Origin of the sequence: Microcella humidisoli, from assembly GCF_024362325.1 — a bacterium.
Classification (GTDB): domain Bacteria; phylum Actinomycetota; class Actinomycetes; order Actinomycetales; family Microbacteriaceae; genus Microcella; species Microcella humidisoli.
Genome location: NZ_CP101497.1, coordinates 996,025 through 1,014,347, shown reverse-complemented (window position 1 = coordinate 1,014,347; position 18,323 = coordinate 996,025). Strand labels below are relative to the sequence as shown.

The following is an 18,323-nucleotide window of genomic DNA, read 5'->3' as shown; positions in this document are numbered from 1 at the left end:
CTCAAACTTGATACATCGCGACTCAACCTTTCGCGCCTGCAGACTTCGCAGTACTGAACCAGAAGGAGCACCACCATGGCTCGTGCCGTCGGCATCGACCTCGGAACCACCAACTCCGTCGTCTCCGTTCTCGAGGGTGGAGAACCCACCGTCATCGCCAACGCGGAAGGCTTCCGCACGACCCCCTCGGTCGTGGCCTTCACGAAGGATGGCGAGGTGCTCGTCGGCGAGACCGCGAAGCGCCAGGCCGTCACCAACGTCGACCGCACCATCGCGAGCGTCAAGCGCCACATGGGCACCGACTGGAAGCAGGAGATCGACGAAAGGAAGTACACCCCGCAGGAGATCAGCGCGCGCATTCTGGCGAAGCTGAAGCGGGATGCGGAGCAGTACCTGGGCGAGAGCGTCACCGACGCCGTCATCACGGTGCCCGCCTACTTCAACGACGCCGAGCGCCAGGCCACGAAGGAGGCCGGCGAGATCGCGGGCCTGAACGTGCTGCGCATCATCAACGAGCCCACCGCGGCCGCGCTCGCCTACGGTCTCGACAAGGGCAAGGAGGACGAGCTCATCCTCGTCTTCGACCTCGGTGGCGGCACGTTCGACGTCAGCCTGCTCGAGGTGGGCAAAGACGACGACTTCAGCACCATCCAGGTGCGCTCGACCGCCGGCGACAACCGTCTCGGTGGCGACGACTGGGATGCTCGCGTGGTCGACTACCTCGCCAAGCGCTTCAAGGAGTCGACGGGCGTCGACGTCAGCAACGACAAGATCGCCAAGCAGCGCCTCAAGGAGGCCGCCGAGCAGGCGAAGAAGGAGCTGTCGAGCTCGACGAGCACGAACATCCAGCTGCCGTACCTCTCGCTCACCGAGAACGGCCCCGCCAACCTCGACGAGTCGCTCACGCGCGCCAAGTTCGAAGAGCTGACGAGCGACCTGCTCGACCGCACGAAGAAGCCCTTCGAAGACGTCATCCGCGAGGCGGGCGTCAAGGTCGGCGACATCGCGCACGTCGTGCTCGTCGGCGGCTCGACCCGCATGCCCGCCGTCACCGAACTCGTCAAGAAGCTCACGGGCGGCCGTGAGCCCAACAAGGGCGTCAACCCTGACGAGGTCGTCGCCGTGGGCGCGGCCCTCCAGGCCGGCGTGCTGAAGGGCGAGCGCAAGGATGTTCTGCTCATCGACGTCACCCCCCTGAGCCTCGGCATCGAGACCAAGGGCGGCATCATGACCAAGCTCATCGAGCGCAACACGGCGATTCCGACCAAGCGCAGCGAGACCTTCACGACGGCCGATGACAACCAGCCGTCCGTCGCCATCCAGGTCTTCCAGGGCGAGCGCGAGTTCACGCGCGACAACAAGAACCTCGGCACGTTCGAGCTCACGGGCATCGCTCCCGCTCCGCGCGGCATCCCGCAGATCGAGGTCACCTTCGACATCGACGCGAACGGCATCGTGCACGTCTCGGCGAAGGACAAGGGCACCGGCAAGGAGCAGTCGATGACCATCACGGGCGGCTCGTCGCTCGCGAAGGAAGACATCGAGCGCATGGTGCGCGAGGCCGAGGAGCACGCTGCCGAGGACAAGGAGCGCCGCGAGAAGGCCGAGGTGCGCAACAACTCCGAGCAGCTCGTCTACTCGATCGAGAAGCTCATCAAGGAGAACGAGGACAAGCTTCCTGACGACGTCAAGGGTGAAGTGCAGGGCGATGTGGATGCTCTCAAGACGGCGCTCGCCGGCGACGACGACGCGGCCGTGAAGACGGCGTTCGACGCCCTCAACGCCTCGCAGACGAAGCTCGGCGAAGCCATCTACGCCGCGTCGCAGATGGAGCCGACGCCCTCGGACGACCAGGAGACCCCGGTCTCGAACGACGAGGACGTGGTCGACGCCGAGATCGTCGACGACGAGGACGACAAGAGCGCTGACGGCGGCAAGGACCAGAAGTAGTCATGGCGGCCAAGAAGCGCGACGACAGCCCGGAGGAGTTCGACGAGCAGGCCGAGCCGCTCGCCGAGGACGGCGCCGTGACCGATGCGGAGTCGGCCGACGACCTCGTCGCGGCGGAGGACGCCGACGTGGAGGTGTCGGAGAGCGGCAACTCGCTCGACGCCGACATCGACCACATCCTCTCCGAGGCCGGGCAGCGCGAGATCGAGGAGTATCGCGATCGCGCCGCCCGCGCCGAGGCTGAACTGGCGAACTTCCGCACCCGGGTGGAGCGCGACCGCGCTGCCAACCGTGAGGCGGTCATTGCCGACGTCATCCGCTCGCTGCTGCCCGCCATCGATGATCTCGATCGCGCGGCCGCGCACGGCGACCTCGAGGGCAGCCCCCTCGAGCTCGTCGCGCAGAAGCTGCGACAGTCGTTCGAGCGCTACGGCCTGCGATCGGTCGGTGTGGTCGGCGAGCCGTTCGACCCGGCGTTCCACGAGGCCATCGTGCAGCTACCGAGCGCCGAGGCGACCACGCAGACCGTTGCCGACGTCATCGAGGGCGGCTACGCCCTCGGCGACCGACTCGTGCGGCCGGCGAAGGTGGCCGTCTCCGTCCCCCAGGGCTAGGTGATCCATGGCCAGTCAGGACTGGTTCGACAAGGACTTCTACGCCGTGCTGGGGGTGACGAAGGACGTCACCGATGCTGAGCTCAAGAAGGCATATCGCAAGCTCGCGCGGCAGCACCACCCCGACTCCAACCCGGGGAACGCAGCCGCCGAGGCGCGGTTCAAGGAGATCAGCGAGGCTCACTCGGTGCTGAGCGACCCCGCGCAGCGCGCGGAGTACGACCAGATGCGGGCCATGGGCTCGGGCGCACGCTTCACGGCAGGCGGCGCGCCCGGCGGCTTCGACGACGTGTTCGGCGGCATGTTCGGGGGCCCCGGCGGGCGCCGCACGGCTCCCGGCGGGTTCGAGGACATCTTCGGAGGGCTGTTCGGCAACGGCGCGCCCGGTGCGGCCGGGGCCGGCCGGCGGTATGGCGCGCCCACGAAGGGCCGCGATCACACCGCGAGCGTCGGGCTCGAGTTCGCCACGGCGGTGCATGGCGACACCGTCACGCTCGAGCGGCCCGGCGGGGGCACACCGATCCAGGTCAAGATCCCCGCAGGGGTCGCCGACGGGCAGAAGATCCGCTTGCGCGGCAAGGGCGAGCCGAGCCGCGACGGCGGCGAGGCCGGTGATCTGGTGCTGACGGTGCAGGTGCGCCCGCATCCGGTGTTCAGTCGCGACGGTCTGAATCTGCGAGTGGATGTTCCCGTCACGTTCGTCGAAGCGGCCCTCGGTGCCACGATCGAGGTGCCGACGCTCGGCGGCGACCCCGTCAAGCTGCGTGTCGCGGCCGGCACCCCGAGCGGGCGCGTGCTGCGCGTCAAGGGCCGAGGGCTGACGACGCCCAAGGGCACGGGCGATCTGCTCGCGACCGTGCAGGTCGCTGTGCCCTCGCACCTGTCGGCCGAGGCGGCGAAACGCCTCGAGCAGTTCGCCGCGGCGCTGCCGCCCGAGAACCCGCGTGACGAGCTCATCGCCCGCGCTCGCGGGTGACGACGGGTGGTGATCGGAGGACAATGACCGTCATGGACGAGCACAGCCCGATCTTCGCGATCGCCGTGGCCGCTGAGCTCGCGGGGATGCACCCGCAGACCCTGCGACAGTACGACCGGCTCGGCCTCGTCTCGCCCACGCGCACGGCCGGGCAGAGCCGCCGCTACTCGATGCGTGACGTCGTGCAGCTGCGAGAGATCGCCCGGCTCAGCGCCGAGGGGCTCAACCTCGAGGGAATCCGCCGCATTCTCGACCTCGAGAACGAGGTCGTCGCCCTGCGGGCCCGCGTGCACGAGCTCGAGGCGGCGCTCGCCGACGAGCTGCTCGCCCGCCCCGGTCGGCGCGTCTTCGCCGCCGGCGTCGAGGGCGAGGTCGTGTCGATCAAGGCCGGCACGCGCGCCCAGAAGTCGAACCAGCTCGTCGTCTGGCGGCCGCTGCGGCGCAGCTAGACAGCAGTTAGACCGCAGCGGGCGCGGCGGTCGCGCTCGACTCGATCGTCTCCGCAGACCGCGGTAGCGTCACGATCATGCGCGCGCCCCCGAGTGACGAGCGCTCGATGTCGATGCGCCCCTCGAGCAGCTCGACGAGCGATTTCACGATCGAGAGCCCGAGACCCGTGCCGGGCGTCTGACGCTTGGCCGGGTCGGCGCTGCGGAAGAACCGCTCGAACACCCTCGGGCGGTCGTCGTCACTGATTCCGGGGCCGGAGTCATCGATGACGAGCAGCACCGTCGAGCCGTCGCACGCCGTCGTCACGCGCACAACGCCCCCCGCGGGCGTGAACTTGATGGCGTTCGCGAGCAGGTTCGTGGCGATGCGCCCGAGCGCGTTCGCGTTGCCCATGACGAAGGTCGGCGAGGGGCACAGGTCGGTCTCGACCGCGACGTGGGCGTCGCGCGCCGTCGCCGCCTGGTCGGCGATGGCATCGCCGACGACCGCGGTCAGATCGATGCTGCTCGACTCGCGCACGGGGTTCGGCGCGGTCATGCGACCGAGCTCGAGCAGCTCTTCGACCATCTCCGTCAGTCGGGATGCGTTGCGCAGAATGATCTCCGAGGCCTGCCGCTGCTCGGCGGCGGCGGTCTCGTGCAGCTCTTCGGCGAAGCCCACGATGCTCGTGATCGGCGTCCGCAGCTCGTGGCTCACCGCCGACACGAAGTCGTCCTTCTGCTGCGAGATGGCGCGCAGCTCGTCGGCGACGCGACGCTCGCGCTCGACCGCCGAGGCCATCGCCCGCTGCGCGGCGACGAAGTCGCTGATGTCGACGAGCTGCAGCCCCAGCACGGTGTCACCGTCGGCAGTGGGCACGCGGCGGCCGTGCACCTGCACCGTGCGGTCGTCGGCGAGCAGCACCTCGGTCGTCAGATCGTCGGTGCCGCTCACGATCCACGCGTCGATGAACGGATCGAACCACGCGGCCTCGACCAGTTCGGCCGCGACGTCGTTGATCTCGAGGATGCTCGGGCTCGCGCCCGCCGTCGCGCGCACGAACATCGACCCGACCTGCGAGCCGACGAAGCCGCCGCGCAGCATCGTCGCGCGCCGTTCGTTCTCCGCTCGCAGCTCGGCGCGCTCGCTGCGCACGACCATGATGAACAGGATCGTGAGCGCCATCGAGAGCAGGTAGATCTGCACGAGCAACGTGGCCGACACTCCCGCCTCGAGCCCCGCATAGGGACCACCGCCGAGCACGGTGAGCACCGAGGCGACGGCGCCGAGGAGCACGAGCTCGACCGTCGCGACGATCGGTTGGAAGCGCACCGCGGCCCAGCCGAAGAAGGGGAAGAGCAGGGCGCCGATGGCCTCGTTCTGGAACGGTGCGAACACGGTGAGGGTGACGAGGGTCGTCAGTGCGACTTGCACGACAAGCTCGATGCGCTGCCGCGCGGCGGGTTTCGGCAGGGGCACGAGAGCGATCGGCACGATGAGCAGCAGCGCTGACACGTGCGAGGGCACGAGTGCGATGAAGCTCGCAAGGGGGTCGGCACCGACGAGCAGGGTGAATGAGACCATGCCGATGAGCCCGACAACGACCGAGGCCGAGACGACCGCGGCGATGAAGCGCAGCAGGCCGCGCGAGCTGGCGAGCATGGCCGATCGGCCCTGGGGGCCGAGCACGGCGGTGAAGACGAGCAGCTCGACGACGACGACGACGACCGCCCAGGCGGCGAACTCGAGCGGACGCCCGATGAGGACGTTCGAGAGGGCGGCGACGGCGCCGACGAGCGCGAGCACCTGCCAGCGGGGTCCGCGGTAGAGCAGATACAGCAGGGCGCTCGTGCCCGCCGCGGGCCACCAGATCGCGGCGTTGCTGCCTGCGGGGGTGAGGTACAGCGCCGCGAATCCGAGGCCGAAGGTCAGCAGAGCGAGCGCCGCGATGAGGGCGATGTAGGCGGGCCGCGAGAGATCTCGAGAACGCTGGATCAAGCCGACGGCGCCGAGCAGCGCGGCGTCCTGCTGCTGCAGGTCGCGGGGGCGAAGGGGTCTCACACGGCTGACACTAACCCCCACGGGGAGAATTGGGGTTGCGGCGATGGCACGAGTTCTGATAAGCAAGGATCAGCCAGATATTCTCTGCTGATCGAGCGGCGGCTCGCGCGAGACGGGCGCGACCCGCGTGCTCCTGCTGACGGCGCGGGCGCAGGATTCGAACGCGGCATGCCCCCGACAGACGGACAGGCCCTAGGGTGGCGGGCGTGACCGCCGACACCGCTTCCGCCCTGGACGCCCTGCTGGGCGGACTGCGCCGGCGCCCCGATGTCGAGGCCGCCGAACTGCGGGCGTGGGACGCCGCCGACCGGTACCTTCTCGACACCGCAGCGCCGCTGCTGGCCGACGCCCCCGCCGCGGTCGTCGTCGTGGACGATACGCACGGCGCGCTCTCGCTTGGCGCGCGCACGCTCGGCGCCGCGCGCGTGCGCGTGCACCAGGACTCGCTCGTCGCGCAGCACGCGCTCGAGGCGAACGCCGTCGCTGCGGGCGTCGTCGCGATCGAGCAGCATTCCCTCGAGACGGTCATGTCGCCGGATGCGCCGCTCGCGCTGCTGCGCCTGCCGCGCTCGCTCGACCGCCTCGATGCGGTCGCCCGGCACCTGGCCGCGCACGCGCATCCCGATGCCGTGCTCATCGCGGGCAACATGCTCAAGCACATGACCCCCGCGCAGAACGATGTTCTGCGGGCGAGCTGGCAGCACGTCGACGTCTCGCTCGCGCGCGGCAAAGCGCGCCTGCTCACCGCGCGGGGGCCGCGTCGGCTCGAGCCTCCCGCACCCGCGCGCGGGTACGCGCCCGAGCACGAGCTGCACATCGTGGCGCTGCCGGGCGTCTTCGCTTCCCGCTCCCTCGATATCGGCACGCGCGCCCTGCTCGACGCGGCCGACCGCCTACCGCCCTTCGCGACCGCGATCGACCTGGCGTGCGGCTCGGGCGTACTCGCCGCGTTCCTGGCGCGGCGGGAGCCGGGGGCGCGCGTCATCGCGAGCGACGTGTCGGCGGTCGCCGTGCAGAGCGCTGCGCTCACGGCTGCCGCGAACGGTGCCCGCATCGAGCCCGTGCACGACGACGGGCTCTCGCAGCAGCCCGACGCGAGCGCCGATCTCATCGTGCTCAACCCGCCCTTCCACGTGGGAGCGGCGGTGCACACGGGCGTCGCGCTGCGGCTGTTCGCCGAGGCCGACCGGGTGCTGCGTCCGGGCGGCGAGCTCTGGGCCGTCTGGAACAGCCACCTCGCCTATGCACCCGCGCTCGAGCGGGCCGTCGGTGCGACTCGGCAGGTGGCGCGCACCCCGAAGTTCACCGTGACCGCTTCGCGACGGCGCTGAGCGCTACTGGTCGCGGTAGCGCCGCGCCTCGGCGAGCTTCTCGGTGAGCTCGGCGGCCGTGAACCGCGGTCCGTAGCCAGGCATGTCGCGCTGGATGCGCCAGCTCTCGGCGAGCCCGCCGCCGGGCACGGCATCGAAGCCGAGCTCGTCGATGAGCGCACGCACCCGCTCGACCGCCGCCGCATCCTCGCCGTAGACCATGAGCGCGCGCCGGTCGGGCGTGCCCGCTGCCTGCGCGTGCTCGGCGATGTGCAGGGCGGGAATGTGATTGAAGGCCTTGACGACCGTGGCCCCCGCGAAGTGCCGGGCCACGTACTCGGCCGTCGTGAGGCTCTCGTCGTCGAGCTCGGCGATGTGCCCGTCGCGCGCCGGGTAGTAGTTGTTCGTGTCGATGACGATGCGGCCCTCGAGCAGCGTGCTCGGGATGCCCGTGACGGCCCCCAGCGGAATCGTCACGACGACGAGGTCGCCGGCCTGCGCCGCCTGCTCGACGGTGCCCGCGGTGGCGAGCTCGCCGAGCTCGGCGACGAGCGGCGCGAGCGAGGCGGGGCCGCGCGAGTTGGCGATCACGACGGGGTGCCCCGCCGCCGTGAGAACGCGCGCGAGCGCGCTGCCGATGTTGCCCGAACCGATGATGCCGATCGTGGAGGTCATGTCGGGCTCAAGCCGTGCGGCGCACTCGGTATTCCCTCGATCGCCGCGGGGTAGCGTTCGCCAGGGGCGCACGCGCTCGTGCCCGCGGACCTGGCGCCTCGGCCCCGCTCGGCGTAAACTTGAGTCGTTACGACTCAGGTTTGTCGTCACCGACCTCTCAGGAGAGCACACGATGGCCAACATGCAGGGCGCCCCCTCCAGCCAGGAGCAGCAGAAGTCTGCCCTCGAGCAGTACGGCGTCAACCTCACCGAGATCGCCCGCTCGGGCAAGCTCGACCCCGTCATCGGGCGCGACGCCGAGATCCGCCGCGTCAGCCAGGTGCTCAGCCGCCGCACGAAGAACAACCCCGTGCTCATCGGCGAGCCCGGTGTCGGCAAGACGGCCGTCGTCGAAGGCCTCGCGCAGCGCATCGTCGCGGGCGACGTGCCCGACTCGCTCAAGGACAAGCAGCTCGTCGGCCTCGACCTCGCCGCCCTCGTAGCCGGCGCGAAGTACCGCGGCGAATTCGAAGAGCGCCTCAAGGCCGTGCTGAAGGAGATCGACGAGTCGAACGGCCAGGTCATCACCTTCATCGACGAACTGCACACCCTCATGGGCGCGGGCGGTGGAGAGGGCTCGGTGGCGGCCGCCAACATGCTCAAGCCGATGCTCGCGCGCGGCGAACTGCGCATGATCGGCGCGACGACGCTCAACGAGTATCGCGAGTACATCGAGAAGGACGCCGCGCTCGAGCGCCGATTCCAGCAGGTCTTCGTCGGCGAGCCGAGCGTGGAGGACACGGTCGCCATCTTGCGCGGCCTGAAGGAGCGCTACGAGGCCCACCACAAGGTCTCGATCGCCGACAGCGCGCTCGTCGCCGCGGCATCCCTCAGCAATCGCTACATCACGAGCCGTCAGCTGCCCGACAAGGCCATCGACCTCGTCGACGAGGCCGCCAGCCGGCTGAAGATGGAGATCGAGTCGAGCCCCGTCGAGCTCGACGAGCTCAAGCGCGCCGTGACGCGCCTCGAGATCGAAGAGCTGGCCCTCAAGAAGGAGAAGGACGAGGCCTCGAAGGCCCGCCTCGCGAAACTGCGCGACGAGCTGAAGGAGAAGACCGCCCAGCGGGATGCCCTGCAGCAGCGCTGGACCATCGAGAAGTCGGGCCTCACCGCCGTCGGCGAGCTGAAGACGCGCCTCAACGACGCGCGCATCGCGCTCGACAAGGCCATGCGCGAGGGCGAGTACCAGCAGGCCTCGAAGCTCAACTACGAGATTATCCCGGGCATCGAGCGGCAGCTCGCCGAGGCCGAGAGCGTCGAGACCGGCCCGCGCATGGTCAACGACCAGGTGACCGACGACGACATCGCCGCGGTCGTGGCGGCCTGGACGGGCATCCCCGTCGACAAGCTGACGCAGGGCGAGACCGAGAAGCTGCTGACGCTCGAGGCCGAGCTCGGCAAGCGCATCATCGGGCAGAAGGATGCCGTGGCCGCCGTGAGCGAAGCCGTGCGCCGCACGCGCGCGGGCATCAGCGACCCCGATCGGCCGACCGGCTCCTTCCTGTTCCTCGGCCCGACCGGCGTGGGCAAGACCGAGCTCGCGAAGGCGCTCGCCGACTACCTGTTCGACGACGAGAAGTCGATGGTGCGCATCGACATGAGCGAGTACGGCGAGAAGTTCAGCGTCTCGCGGCTCATCGGCGCCCCTCCCGGTTACGTCGGCTATGAGCAGGGCGGCCAGCTCACCGAGGCCGTTCGCCGTCGCCCCTACTCGGTCATCCTGCTCGACGAGGTCGAGAAGGCGCACCCCGAGGTCTTCGACCTGCTGCTGCAGGTGCTCGACGACGGCCGCCTCACCGATGGCCAGGGCCGAACGGTCGACTTCCGCAACACGATCCTCATCCTCACCTCGAACCTCGGCTCGCAGCTGCTCATCGACCCTTCGCTCGACTGGCCCGCGAAGGTCGCCGGGGTCAACGACATCGTGCGCCAGGCGTTCAAGCCCGAGTTCGTCAACCGGCTCGACGACATCGTCGTCTTCTCGCCGTTGTCGACCGACGATCTCGGCCAGATCGTCTCGCTGCAGGTCGACCGTCTCGAACGGCGCCTCACCGAGCGGCGCCTGCAGCTGGCGGTGACGCCGGATGCCCGCACCTGGCTCGCCGAGCGCGGCTACGACCCCGTGTATGGCGCGCGGCCGCTGCGCCGGCTCATGCAGCACGAGATCGACGACGCGCTCGCCCGCGCCATCCTCTCGGGCACGATCAGCGACGGCGACGTCGTGCGCGTCGACGTGTCGCCCACGGGCGACGACCTCGTGGTGGCCCGCATGGAGGACGCGCCCCTGCCCGGTGCCTAGGCTGGCCTGATGCGCGCCACGATCATCCACGGACCTCGCGACATCCGCCTCGATGAGGTCGACGACGTCGTCCTTGCCTCCGGTATCGGTGAGGGAGGGCAGCCGGCCAGCGGCCGTGACGCGATCGTGCGGATCGTCGCGGCGTGCGTGTGCGGGAGCGACCTCTGGCCCTATCGCGGGGTGACCGAGACGAAAGAGCCCCGGCCGATCGGCCACGAGTTCGTCGGCGTGGTCGAGCAGATCGGTGCTGCCGTCGCGCACGTGGCCATCGGTGACTTCGTGATCGCGCCTTTCTACGACTGCGACATGACCTGCGTGAACTGCCGCAACGGCGTGAGCGCATCGTGCCTCGACGGCAACTGGTGGGGCAGGCCCGACCGCGAGGGCTTCGCCACCGGGGCGGCGCAGGCTGAGCGCATCCGGGTGCCGCACGCCGACGGCTCGCTCGTCACCGTGCCCGGTCCGGTCGACGACGCGATGGTGCCGCACCTGCTCGCCCTGAGCGACGTCATGGGCACCGGCCACCACGCGGCCGTCTCGGCTGGGGTCGGCCCGGGTTCGACCGTGGCCGTCGTGGGCGATGGCGCCGTCGGCCTGTGCGCCGTCATCGCGGCGAAGCGACTGGGAGCCACGCGCATCGTCATGATGTCGCGGCACCCCGATCGCCAGGCCCTCGCCACCCGATTCGGTGCGACCGACATCGTCGAGCAGCGCGGCGACGAGGGCGTCGCTGCCGTGAAGGCGCTGTTCGGCGGCATCGGTCCGGATGCCGTGCTCGAGTGCGTCGGCACCGCCGAGTCGATGGATCAGGCGATCCGCAGCGCCCGCCCCGGCGGCATGGTCGGCTACGTCGGGGTGCCCAACGGTGGAGCAGAACTGCCGATTCGCACGCTGTTCGGCTCCAACGTCGGAGTGAACGGGGGAGTCGCCCCCGTGCGCAACTACGTGGACGCACTGCTGCCCGACGTGCTCGACGGCACGATCGAGCCGGGTCTCGTCTTCGATCTCGAGCTGCCGCTCGCCCAGGTGGCCGAGGCGTACGCGGCCATGGACGAGCGCCGCGCGACGAAAGTGCTCCTCCGGCCGTAGTCGGGCCCGTCGAGTCAGGGGGTGAGCGCGGCGCGCACCGCCAGGGCGATGACGAGCGCCCCGCCGACGAGAGCCGTGACGCGCGCGCCGATGGGCCCGGTCAGCACCCGGCCGACGAGCGACCCCGCCGTCGTGAGCAGCAGCTGCCAGCTGAGCGATGCGGCGAACGCGGCGAGCACGAACACGACGCGCTCGGGCACCCCTGCATCGACCGCGAGCGTCGAGCTGCCGACGAGCGCGGCGAAGTAGACGACCGTGACGGGGTTGACGAGGGTCAGCGCGCCAACCGTCACGAACAGGCGGCGGAACGTCGTGGGGCGCACGTGCGGCCCCGGCTCCGCATCCCCGCTCTCGATCGATGCCGCGGCGACGGGGCCCGTGCGCGGACGCAGACCTGGAAGAGCGAGCACGACGCCGAGCACGAGCAGCACGGCGACCGAGATCCAGCGCAGGGGCTCGGCGATCTGCGCGATGAGCGGTGCGATGACCGCCCCCGCTGTCACGGCGACGGTCGCGTAGACGCCGTCGACCGTCGCGGCGCCGAACGCCCCGCCCGCGGCGATGCGGGCTCCGTGCTGCGCGCCGAGCGTGATGAGCAGGGCCGCAATGGCCCCCACGGGCACCGCGATGGCGTAGCCGGCGATGACGCCTGCGACCAGCGCATCCAGCACGGTGCCCCTCTCGATCGACGGCCCGCAGGCCGGATCGTCGAGACTACAACAGCGCTGGCATGACCTCGTTCTCGAACAGCTCGATGCCGCTCGTGTCGTAGGCGGCCTCCGCGAAGTAGGTGATCGCGTAGGTCATGCCGAGCGCCTGCATCTGCTGCAGACGCTCGATGAGCTGCTCGGGCGTGCCCGCGAGGCCCGTGCCGTTGCGCAGGTCGGCGACGGCCTTCGTCGCCCGTTCGGCGCCGATGAAGCGCTCGAGGCGCGCCTCGATCGCGGCAATGCGATCGGCCACCTCGGCCTCGTCGCGGCCGATGACGGTGTTGTAGTTCGACGAGCGCGTGATGGCCTCGAAGCTCGTGCCGAGGCGCTCGCAGTGCCCGCGGAGGATCTCGCTCTTCGCCGTGAACTCCTCGGGGCTGCCCCCGAAGTTGGTGTACTGCCCGTACTGCGCGGCGATGCGCAGCGTCACCTTCTCGCCACCACCGGCGATCCAGAGCGGGATGCCCTCCTTCTGCACCGGCAGCGGCCGCACGATCGCGCCGTCGACCTGGAAGTAGCGGCCGTCGAGGGTCGCCGTGCCCTCTGACCAGGCCTGCCGCATGATCTGCACGCCCTCGTCGAGTGCGCGCAAGCGATCGCCGATCTCGGGGAAGCCGTAGCCGTAGGCCTTCCACTCGTGCTCGTACCAGCCGCCACCGATGCCCATCTCGACGCGCCCGCCCGAGACGTGGTCGACCGTGGCCGCGACCTTCGCGAGGTACGCGGGGTTGCGGTAGCCCATGCACGTGCACATCTGGCCGAGGCGCACACGCTCGGTCACGGCGCCGAAGGCCGACATGAGCGTCCAGGCCTCGTGCGTGGCCTCGTCGCTCGGCACGGGCACGGTGTGGAAGTGGTCGTAGACCCAGATCGACTCCCACTGGCCGGCATCGGCGTGCAACGAAAGTTTCTTCATCACCGACCACTGCTCGGTCGGGTCGATGTCGACGAGATCGTGGCGCCAGCCTTGGGGAATGAAGAGTCCGAATCGCATGAGCCCCACGCTACGCCTGCCGGGCATCCTTTCGGGCGTCGCGTTTCGCCTTCGCGACCTTCGCTGCGGCTCCTGCTCGCTTCGCGAGGTCGACGCCCTGTTGGTTGAGCTTCTTCGCCCGCTCGCTCTCTGTGCCGAGAATGGCAAGGCCGCCGAGAGCGATGAGCGTGCCGGGGCCGGGCAGCGGCATGAGCACGACGCCGAGCCCGACGGTGGTGCCGCCGACGACCTTGACGCCCGTGCGATAGGCCTGGTCGAGTTTGGGGCGACGACGGATCGCTTCGCGTGCCGACGCGGCGGCCGAGCGCGCGCCGGTGATGCGCGGCGCGGCACCCGCGGCCTCGTATCCGGCGTCGCCGGGCTGCAGGATGCGCGGGTCGGTCACGCCGTCGGAGGTCACCTTCTCAGTGTGAGGAGCGGTGCTATGAGGTCGCTGTGGTCTCCAGCCCCACTGCTACCATCGCTTCATGCTCACGTGGATTCGGTTGCGCCGCCGCTAACGGCGAGCACGCGACCTCACCTCTCTCTGACGACCTCGGCCGATGCCGAGGGTGATCGCTCTGCTCGACCGTTCTCACGGTCCTCGCCGCGGTGGCCTCTGTGCGCTGCCGGGCACCCTCTCAGCAGTGGAGCATCCATGTCTCGTCGTCACCGTTCTTCGTCACCAACCCAGCGGTCCAACCGTGAAACGCCACGGGCCGGTCACCCTCCCCGACGCCAGCACGACCTCGGTCAGAACGACCTCGTCGATCGACGAGCGATCGCGGCTGTCGTCGAGCAGGTGGTGTCGACAACCGGCCCTATCGTCGAGCTCGCCGCAGGAGCCGGTCGACTCACTGTGCCCCTCGCGGCGCTCGGCCGCCCCCTCACCGCCATCGAGATCGACCCTCGTCGAGTGGTCGCGCTACGGGCGAGACTCCCTTCGCGGGTGCGAGTTATCGAGGGTGATCTTCTGCGCAAGCCGTTGCCCGCATCACCGCATGTCATCGTCGGCAACCTGCCCTTCCATCTGTCGACGGCAACGCTTCGACGGCTGCTCGCTGCAGAAGGCTGGACCTCGGCCGCCTTGATTCTGCAGTGGGAGGCGGCGCGTCGACGTGCCGGCATCGGCGGCGGCAGTCAGCTGACCGCGCAGTCTGCGCCGTGGTTCGAGTTTCGACTCGTCAGCCGTATTCCTTCCACGGCTTTCCGCCCACGCCCCGCGGTAGACGCCGCGCTCTTGGTGATTGAGCGACGCACTCAGCCGCTCGTACCGAGTCGCGACCGAGCGGCCTATCAGCGCTGGGTTGCGTCCGTCTTCGCCGTGCCCGGTAGTGCGTGCTCGGCACTCGCGCGCGCCGATCGCCTGTCTCGCCGAGCCAGCCGCGCGCGTTGCGCTCGTGCAGGGGTCGATGCAGAGAAACCGGTCTCGCGCATCACTGCGGAGGGTTGGGCGGCGCTGTGGCGCGACTCTCGACCGCGCTGAGGAGGTCTGCCGAGTCGATCACCGAGGCGAGGGGTCCGTCGAGGCGGACGAGAATGACGTGCCGAAGCTCGCGGTCGTCGCCGGTCTGCATCTGCGCACCAGGAACGACTGTGACGTGCGGCTGGAACCCCGTTCGCCAGAACTCGGGCTCGCGAGCGGCGAAGCCCTCCATCGACATGAGGAGGTCGGCCAGCGCGTCATGGAGCACAGCCACCTGCTCGGAAGACACGAGCAGCACGGGAACACTCTGGTCCGATCCGAACAGTGCGGGCGACCCAAGAGTCACCGGTATGGGCCTGGTGCCCGCCAGCTGTTCGCGGACCACCCGTCGCAGCTCTGGTTCCTGCGCAGCTGTCGTGAAGTTGGAGGCCAGCGTCAGATGCGGCGGCCATTGTGAGCGCAAGAAACTCGTGCCCGCGCCGATCGGTGTGAAGAGCGCGACAACGGCATAGAGAGACTCTGACGACTCGCGCGCTGCCGGCGTGGCTTCGAGGTTCGACACGAAGCGCACCCGGTCAGTGGTTGAGCTCTTGGCGCACGACCTGCAGGAAGCCGTCGATGTCGGCCTCGGTCGTGTCGAACGCGCACATCCAGCGCACCTCGCCACGCGCGCGGTCCCAGTCGTAGAAGCGCACGCGTTCGCGGATCCGGTCGGCGGCGTCGTTTGCCAGGAGTGCGAAGACGGCATTGGCCTGGGTCTGCTGGCTGAAGCCGAGCGACCCGGCGGGCACCGAGCCGTCGGCGAGCATCCCCTCAAGGCCTGCCCGCAGCCGTGCCGCCATGGCGTTCGCGTGCATCGCCGAGCGGATGCCCAGACCCTCGTCGAAGAGGGTCAGCAGCTGCGCCGAGATGAAGCGCATCTTGCTCGCGAGCTGCATGTTCATCTTGCGCAGGTAGATGAGCCCGTCGACGCGCGCGGGGTCGATGACGACGATCGCCTCGGCGCCCATGAGGCCGTTCTTCGTGCCGCCGAGCGACAGGATGTCGACGCCGGCGTCGGCGGTGAAGGCGTGCAGGCTCGTGCCGAGGGCGGCGGCGGCGTTCCAGACCCGGGCGCCGTCGAGGTGCAGGGCCATGCCGTGGGCGTGCGCGTGATCGGCGAGGGCACGCACCTCGGCGGGCGTGTAGACCGTGCCGACCTCGGTGGTGTTGGTGATGCTCACGGCGAGGGGCTGCGCACGGTGCTCGTCGCCCCAGCCGAAGGCCTCGGTGTCGACGAGCTCGGGGGTGAGCTTGCCGTCGGGGGTCGGCACGGTGAAGAGCTTGAGGCCGCTCACGCGCTCGGGCGCGCCGCCCTCGTCGGTGTGGATGTGCGCCGTGCCGCTCGCGATGACGGCGCCCCAGCGCGGCATGAGCGCCGTGAGCGCGAGCACGTTGGCGCCGGTGCCGTTGAAGACGGGGAAGACCTCGGCCTGCTCGCCGAACTCGGCCTTCACCACCTCTGCGAGGCGGGCCGTGTACTGGTCTTCGCCGTAGGCGATCTGGTGGCCGCCGTTGGCCTCGGCGAGGGCCGCGAGCACTTCGGGGTGCACGCCGGCGTAGTTGTCGCTCGCGAAGCCGCGGTAGCTGGTGTCGTGGATGCGCATCACGCCTCCATCCTCCCACCCACCGCGGCCGCGCGAGCGCGTCGCCTCAGCCTTTCAGCCCCGCAGGGGCTCAGCCCTTGAGCGCCTCGGCGAGCGTGACCCGGCCGCCCGTGCGCAGCAGGGAGTTCTCGTAGATGCGCGCGCCGATGCCGACGATCAGGGCGGCGCTCGCCGCGAGCACGGCGAGCGAGAGATACGGCTCCCACCACTGGGCCTGCTCGAGGAAGATGCGCATCGGCATGCCGACGGGCGAGGAGAAGGGCACGTACGACATGATGCCGACGACGAGCTCGTTGTCGTTGAAGAAGATGATGAGGAAGTACGGCAGCATCACGAGCCAGGTGACGGGCTGCAGCACGGTTCCCGTGTCTTCCATGCGCGAGACGAGCGACGCCGAGGCGGCGAACATCGAGGCGAGCAGCACGAAGCCGACGGCGAAGAACACCAGGAACCAGATCGCGGCCGGCCCGATGTCGCTCAGCAGCACGTCCTGCCCCGTCAGCATGAGCGAGAGCGCCGCCGTGACGGCGATGAGCACGATTTGGCCGAGCGCGAGCGCCGAGTTGCCGACGACCTTGCCGGCCAGCAGCGCCCGGGCCGGAACGGCCGTGAGCAGGATCTCGACGATGCGCGTCTGCTTCTCCTCCACCACGCTCTGCGCGATGGTGCCGCCGAAGGTGATGGCGGCGGTGAAGAAGACGATGCCGAACGCGAAGGCGATGAGGAAGGCGAGCCCCGAGTCGACGGGCGCCTCCTCGAGCAGTCGTACCTCGGGGGCGATCGACAGCGCCTGCACGAGGGAGACGGGCGTCGCGTCGAGCGCGATGACCTCGATCGCGGGCGTGCCGGCCGGCGCGTCGTCGATCGGGACGACGGCGGCCTCGACATCGCCGTCGCGCACGAGCTGCTCGGCCTCGGCGATGGTGGCCACCGGTTCGACCTCGAGACCGTCGATCTCGTCGATCACCTCGGCGACGGAGCCAACGGCGGCGACCGAGGTCGGGCCGCTCGTGCTCGAGACGAGGTTCGAGATGATGATGCCCGCCGCGACGATCACGACGAGGATCGCGGTCGAGATGATGAACGACTTCGATCGCACGCGCGAGGTGATCTCGCGGGACGCGACGAGGCCGATGGCCGCGCGCGTCGAGAGTGCGGTGTGGGGGGTGGGGCTGGCGGTGGTCATCACTGCACGACCTCTCGGAAGATCTCGGTCAGGGTGGGTCGGCGGGGTGCGAACCGTTGCACCTCGCCGCGCTGGGCGGCCTGCTGCAGCACGAGCTGGGCGCCGTGCGCGTCGGCCTCGAAAAGCACGTAGCCGCCGTCGAACTCGATGACGTCGACCTCGGCGAGGGCTCGCACCCACGCGGCGTCGTCGCCGACCTGCAGCTCCCACTGCGAGCCCGCGTTGGCCTCGCGCAGGGCATCCCGCGTGCCGGCCGCGCGGATGCGGCCGTCGGCGATCACGACGATGTCGTCGCAGAGACGCTCGACGACGTCGAGCTGGTGGCTCGAGAACAGCACGGGCACCCCGCGCGCCGCGCGCTCGCTGAGCACGCCGAGCACCGTCTCGACGGCCATCGGGTCGAGGCCCGAGAACGGTTCGTCGAGCACGAGCACCTCGGGCTCGTGCACGAGCGCGGCCGCGATCTGCGCACGCTGCTGGTTGCCGAGCGAGAGCTTCTCGATGGGTTCGTCGCGCCGCTCGTGCAGCTCGAGCCGTTCGAGCAGCTCATCGGCCTTCGCGGCCGCGACGCCCGCGCGCATGCCGCGCAGCCGGGCGAGGTACACGAGCTGCTCGTGCACCTTCATCTTCGGATACAGCCCCCGCTCTTCGGGCATGTAGCCGAAGCGGCGCCGGCCCTCGCGCGTGAGGGGGCTGCCGTCGAGCGACACCTCGCCCGCGTCGGCCCCGAGCACGCCGAGGATGATGCGCATGGTCGTGGTCTTGCCGGCGCCGTTGCCACCGACGAAACCGGTGAGCCGGCCCCGGCCGACCTCGAACGACACCTCGTCGAGCACGCGGCGCTCGCCGTAGTGCTTGGTCACGTTGCTGATCGTGAGCATGGATGCCCCTTCCGTCGCTCTTCACGCTAGGCACCGCTGCGCGGCGCGGCATCCCC

17 protein-coding genes are annotated in these 18,323 nt (G+C 70.0%); 8 read left to right on the top strand and 9 right to left on the bottom strand.

What is annotated here, in order from left to right; genetic code table 11:
- The first annotated feature begins 75 nt into the window (after positions 1-75).
- Genes dnaK through NNL39_RS04815 form a run of 4 tightly spaced genes read left to right on the top strand, consistent with a single transcriptional unit; the run spans position 76 to position 3,989 of the window.
- Positions 76-1,950, top strand: a complete 1,875-nt coding sequence (gene dnaK, locus NNL39_RS04830) for a molecular chaperone DnaK (protein ID WP_255160563.1) — start codon at positions 76-78, stop codon at positions 1,948-1,950.
- A gap of 2 nt (positions 1,951-1,952) precedes the next feature.
- On the top strand, positions 1,953-2,564 hold the full coding sequence (locus tag NNL39_RS04825; RefSeq protein WP_255160562.1) for a nucleotide exchange factor GrpE: 612 nt from the start codon (positions 1,953-1,955) through the stop codon (positions 2,562-2,564).
- Positions 2,565-2,571: 7 nt separating this feature from the next.
- Positions 2,572-3,540: a DnaJ C-terminal domain-containing protein gene (locus tag NNL39_RS04820; RefSeq protein ID WP_255160561.1), complete on the top strand. Its 969-nt coding sequence runs from the start codon at positions 2,572-2,574 to the stop codon at positions 3,538-3,540.
- Between the two features lie 32 nt (positions 3,541-3,572).
- A complete protein-coding gene (locus NNL39_RS04815; RefSeq protein WP_255160560.1) occupies positions 3,573-3,989 on the top strand; it encodes a heat shock protein transcriptional repressor HspR in 417 nt (138 codons plus the stop codon).
- Positions 3,990-3,996: 7 nt separating this feature from the next.
- On the opposite strand, the gene NNL39_RS04810 is transcribed toward NNL39_RS04815, so the two are convergent.
- The gene (locus NNL39_RS04810; protein ID WP_255160559.1) at positions 3,997-6,030 is read right to left on the bottom strand and encodes an ATP-binding protein; all 2,034 of its coding nucleotides are present in this window, start codon (positions 6,028-6,030) and stop codon (positions 3,997-3,999) included.
- A 206-nt stretch (positions 6,031-6,236) separates the two neighbouring features.
- Between NNL39_RS04810 and NNL39_RS04805 the strand changes: the two genes are divergently transcribed.
- Positions 6,237-7,361, top strand: coding sequence for a class I SAM-dependent methyltransferase (locus NNL39_RS04805; protein ID WP_255160558.1), 1,125 nt, complete (start codon positions 6,237-6,239; stop codon positions 7,359-7,361).
- Between the two features lie 3 nt (positions 7,362-7,364).
- Here NNL39_RS04805 and NNL39_RS04800 read toward each other — a convergent pair whose 3' ends face one another.
- Entirely contained in the window at positions 7,365-8,015 is a 651-nt protein-coding gene (locus NNL39_RS04800; protein ID WP_255160557.1) for an NADPH-dependent F420 reductase, read from the bottom strand.
- A 172-nt stretch (positions 8,016-8,187) separates the two neighbouring features.
- Here NNL39_RS04800 and NNL39_RS04795 point away from each other — a divergent pair, with 172 nt between their 5' ends.
- Complete coding sequence (locus NNL39_RS04795) at positions 8,188-10,356, top strand: ATP-dependent Clp protease ATP-binding subunit (protein WP_322972927.1); 2,169 nt, start codon at positions 8,188-8,190, stop codon at positions 10,354-10,356.
- Positions 10,357-10,365: 9 nt separating this feature from the next.
- On the top strand, positions 10,366-11,445 hold the full coding sequence (locus NNL39_RS04790; RefSeq protein ID WP_255160556.1) for a zinc-dependent alcohol dehydrogenase family protein: 1,080 nt from the start codon (positions 10,366-10,368) through the stop codon (positions 11,443-11,445).
- Between the two features lie 14 nt (positions 11,446-11,459).
- On the opposite strand, the gene NNL39_RS04785 is transcribed toward NNL39_RS04790, so the two are convergent.
- From NNL39_RS04785 to NNL39_RS04775, 3 genes are read right to left on the bottom strand one after another with little or no spacing between them, the layout of a single operon-like run.
- The gene (locus NNL39_RS04785) at positions 11,460-12,116 is read right to left on the bottom strand and encodes a LysE family transporter (RefSeq protein WP_255160555.1); all 657 of its coding nucleotides are present in this window, start codon (positions 12,114-12,116) and stop codon (positions 11,460-11,462) included.
- 43 nt (positions 12,117-12,159) lie between these two features.
- Positions 12,160-13,149: an LLM class F420-dependent oxidoreductase gene (locus NNL39_RS04780; RefSeq protein WP_255160554.1), complete on the bottom strand. Its 990-nt coding sequence runs from the start codon at positions 13,147-13,149 to the stop codon at positions 12,160-12,162.
- Between the two features lie 10 nt (positions 13,150-13,159).
- The gene (locus tag NNL39_RS04775) at positions 13,160-13,549 is read right to left on the bottom strand and encodes a PGPGW domain-containing protein (RefSeq protein ID WP_255160553.1); all 390 of its coding nucleotides are present in this window, start codon (positions 13,547-13,549) and stop codon (positions 13,160-13,162) included.
- Between the two features lie 237 nt (positions 13,550-13,786).
- Between NNL39_RS04775 and erm the strand changes: the two genes are divergently transcribed.
- Positions 13,787-14,614: a 23S ribosomal RNA methyltransferase Erm gene (gene erm / locus NNL39_RS04770; protein WP_255160552.1), complete on the top strand. Its 828-nt coding sequence runs from the start codon at positions 13,787-13,789 to the stop codon at positions 14,612-14,614.
- Here erm and NNL39_RS04765 read toward each other — a convergent pair.
- The 4 genes from NNL39_RS04765 to NNL39_RS04750 form a co-directional block, all read right to left on the bottom strand.
- Positions 14,565-15,125, bottom strand: coding sequence for a 2'-5' RNA ligase family protein (locus tag NNL39_RS04765; protein ID WP_255160551.1), 561 nt, complete (start codon positions 15,123-15,125; stop codon positions 14,565-14,567). The two genes, erm and NNL39_RS04765, sit on opposite strands and share 50 nt — an antisense overlap.
- 4 nt (positions 15,126-15,129) lie before the next feature.
- Positions 15,130-16,200 (bottom strand): threonine aldolase family protein, encoded by a 1,071-nt coding sequence (locus tag NNL39_RS04760; RefSeq protein WP_255160887.1) that lies wholly within the window; start codon positions 16,198-16,200, stop codon positions 15,130-15,132.
- 70 nt (positions 16,201-16,270) lie between these two features.
- Entirely contained in the window at positions 16,271-17,386 is a 1,116-nt protein-coding gene (locus tag NNL39_RS04755; protein WP_255160886.1) for an ABC transporter permease, read from the bottom strand.
- A complete protein-coding gene (locus NNL39_RS04750; protein WP_255160550.1) occupies positions 17,386-18,267 on the bottom strand; it encodes an ABC transporter ATP-binding protein in 882 nt (293 codons plus the stop codon). Before NNL39_RS04750 ends, NNL39_RS04755 begins: the two co-directional genes overlap by 1 nt.
- Positions 18,268-18,323 lie beyond the last annotated feature (56 nt).

Excerpts from the sequence above, each read along its gene's own strand:
- dnaK (WP_255160563.1), top strand. The coding sequence starts at position 76 with ATGGCTCGTGCCGTCGGCATCGACCTCGGAACCACCAACTCCGTCGTC.
- NNL39_RS04825 (WP_255160562.1), top strand. The coding sequence starts at position 1,953 with ATGGCGGCCAAGAAGCGCGACGACAGCCCGGAGGAGTTCGACGAGCAG.
- NNL39_RS04820 (WP_255160561.1), top strand. The coding sequence starts at position 2,572 with ATGGCCAGTCAGGACTGGTTCGACAAGGACTTCTACGCCGTGCTGGGG.
- NNL39_RS04815 (WP_255160560.1), top strand. The coding sequence starts at position 3,573 with ATGGACGAGCACAGCCCGATCTTCGCGATCGCCGTGGCCGCTGAGCTC.
- NNL39_RS04800 (WP_255160557.1), bottom strand. The coding sequence starts at position 8,015 with ATGACCTCCACGATCGGCATCATCGGTTCGGGCAACATCGGCAGCGCG.
- NNL39_RS04795 (WP_322972927.1), top strand. The coding sequence starts at position 8,188 with ATGGCCAACATGCAGGGCGCCCCCTCCAGCCAGGAGCAGCAGAAGTCT.
- NNL39_RS04790 (WP_255160556.1), top strand. The coding sequence starts at position 10,366 with ATGCGCGCCACGATCATCCACGGACCTCGCGACATCCGCCTCGATGAG.
- NNL39_RS04780 (WP_255160554.1), bottom strand. The coding sequence starts at position 13,149 with ATGCGATTCGGACTCTTCATTCCCCAAGGCTGGCGCCACGATCTCGTC.
- erm (WP_255160552.1), top strand. The coding sequence starts at position 13,787 with ATGTCTCGTCGTCACCGTTCTTCGTCACCAACCCAGCGGTCCAACCGT.
- NNL39_RS04760 (WP_255160887.1), bottom strand. The coding sequence starts at position 16,200 with ATGCGCATCCACGACACCAGCTACCGCGGCTTCGCGAGCGACAACTAC.
- NNL39_RS04755 (WP_255160886.1), bottom strand. The coding sequence starts at position 17,386 with ATGACCACCGCCAGCCCCACCCCCCACACCGCACTCTCGACGCGCGCG.
- NNL39_RS04750 (WP_255160550.1), bottom strand. The coding sequence starts at position 18,267 with ATGCTCACGATCAGCAACGTGACCAAGCACTACGGCGAGCGCCGCGTG.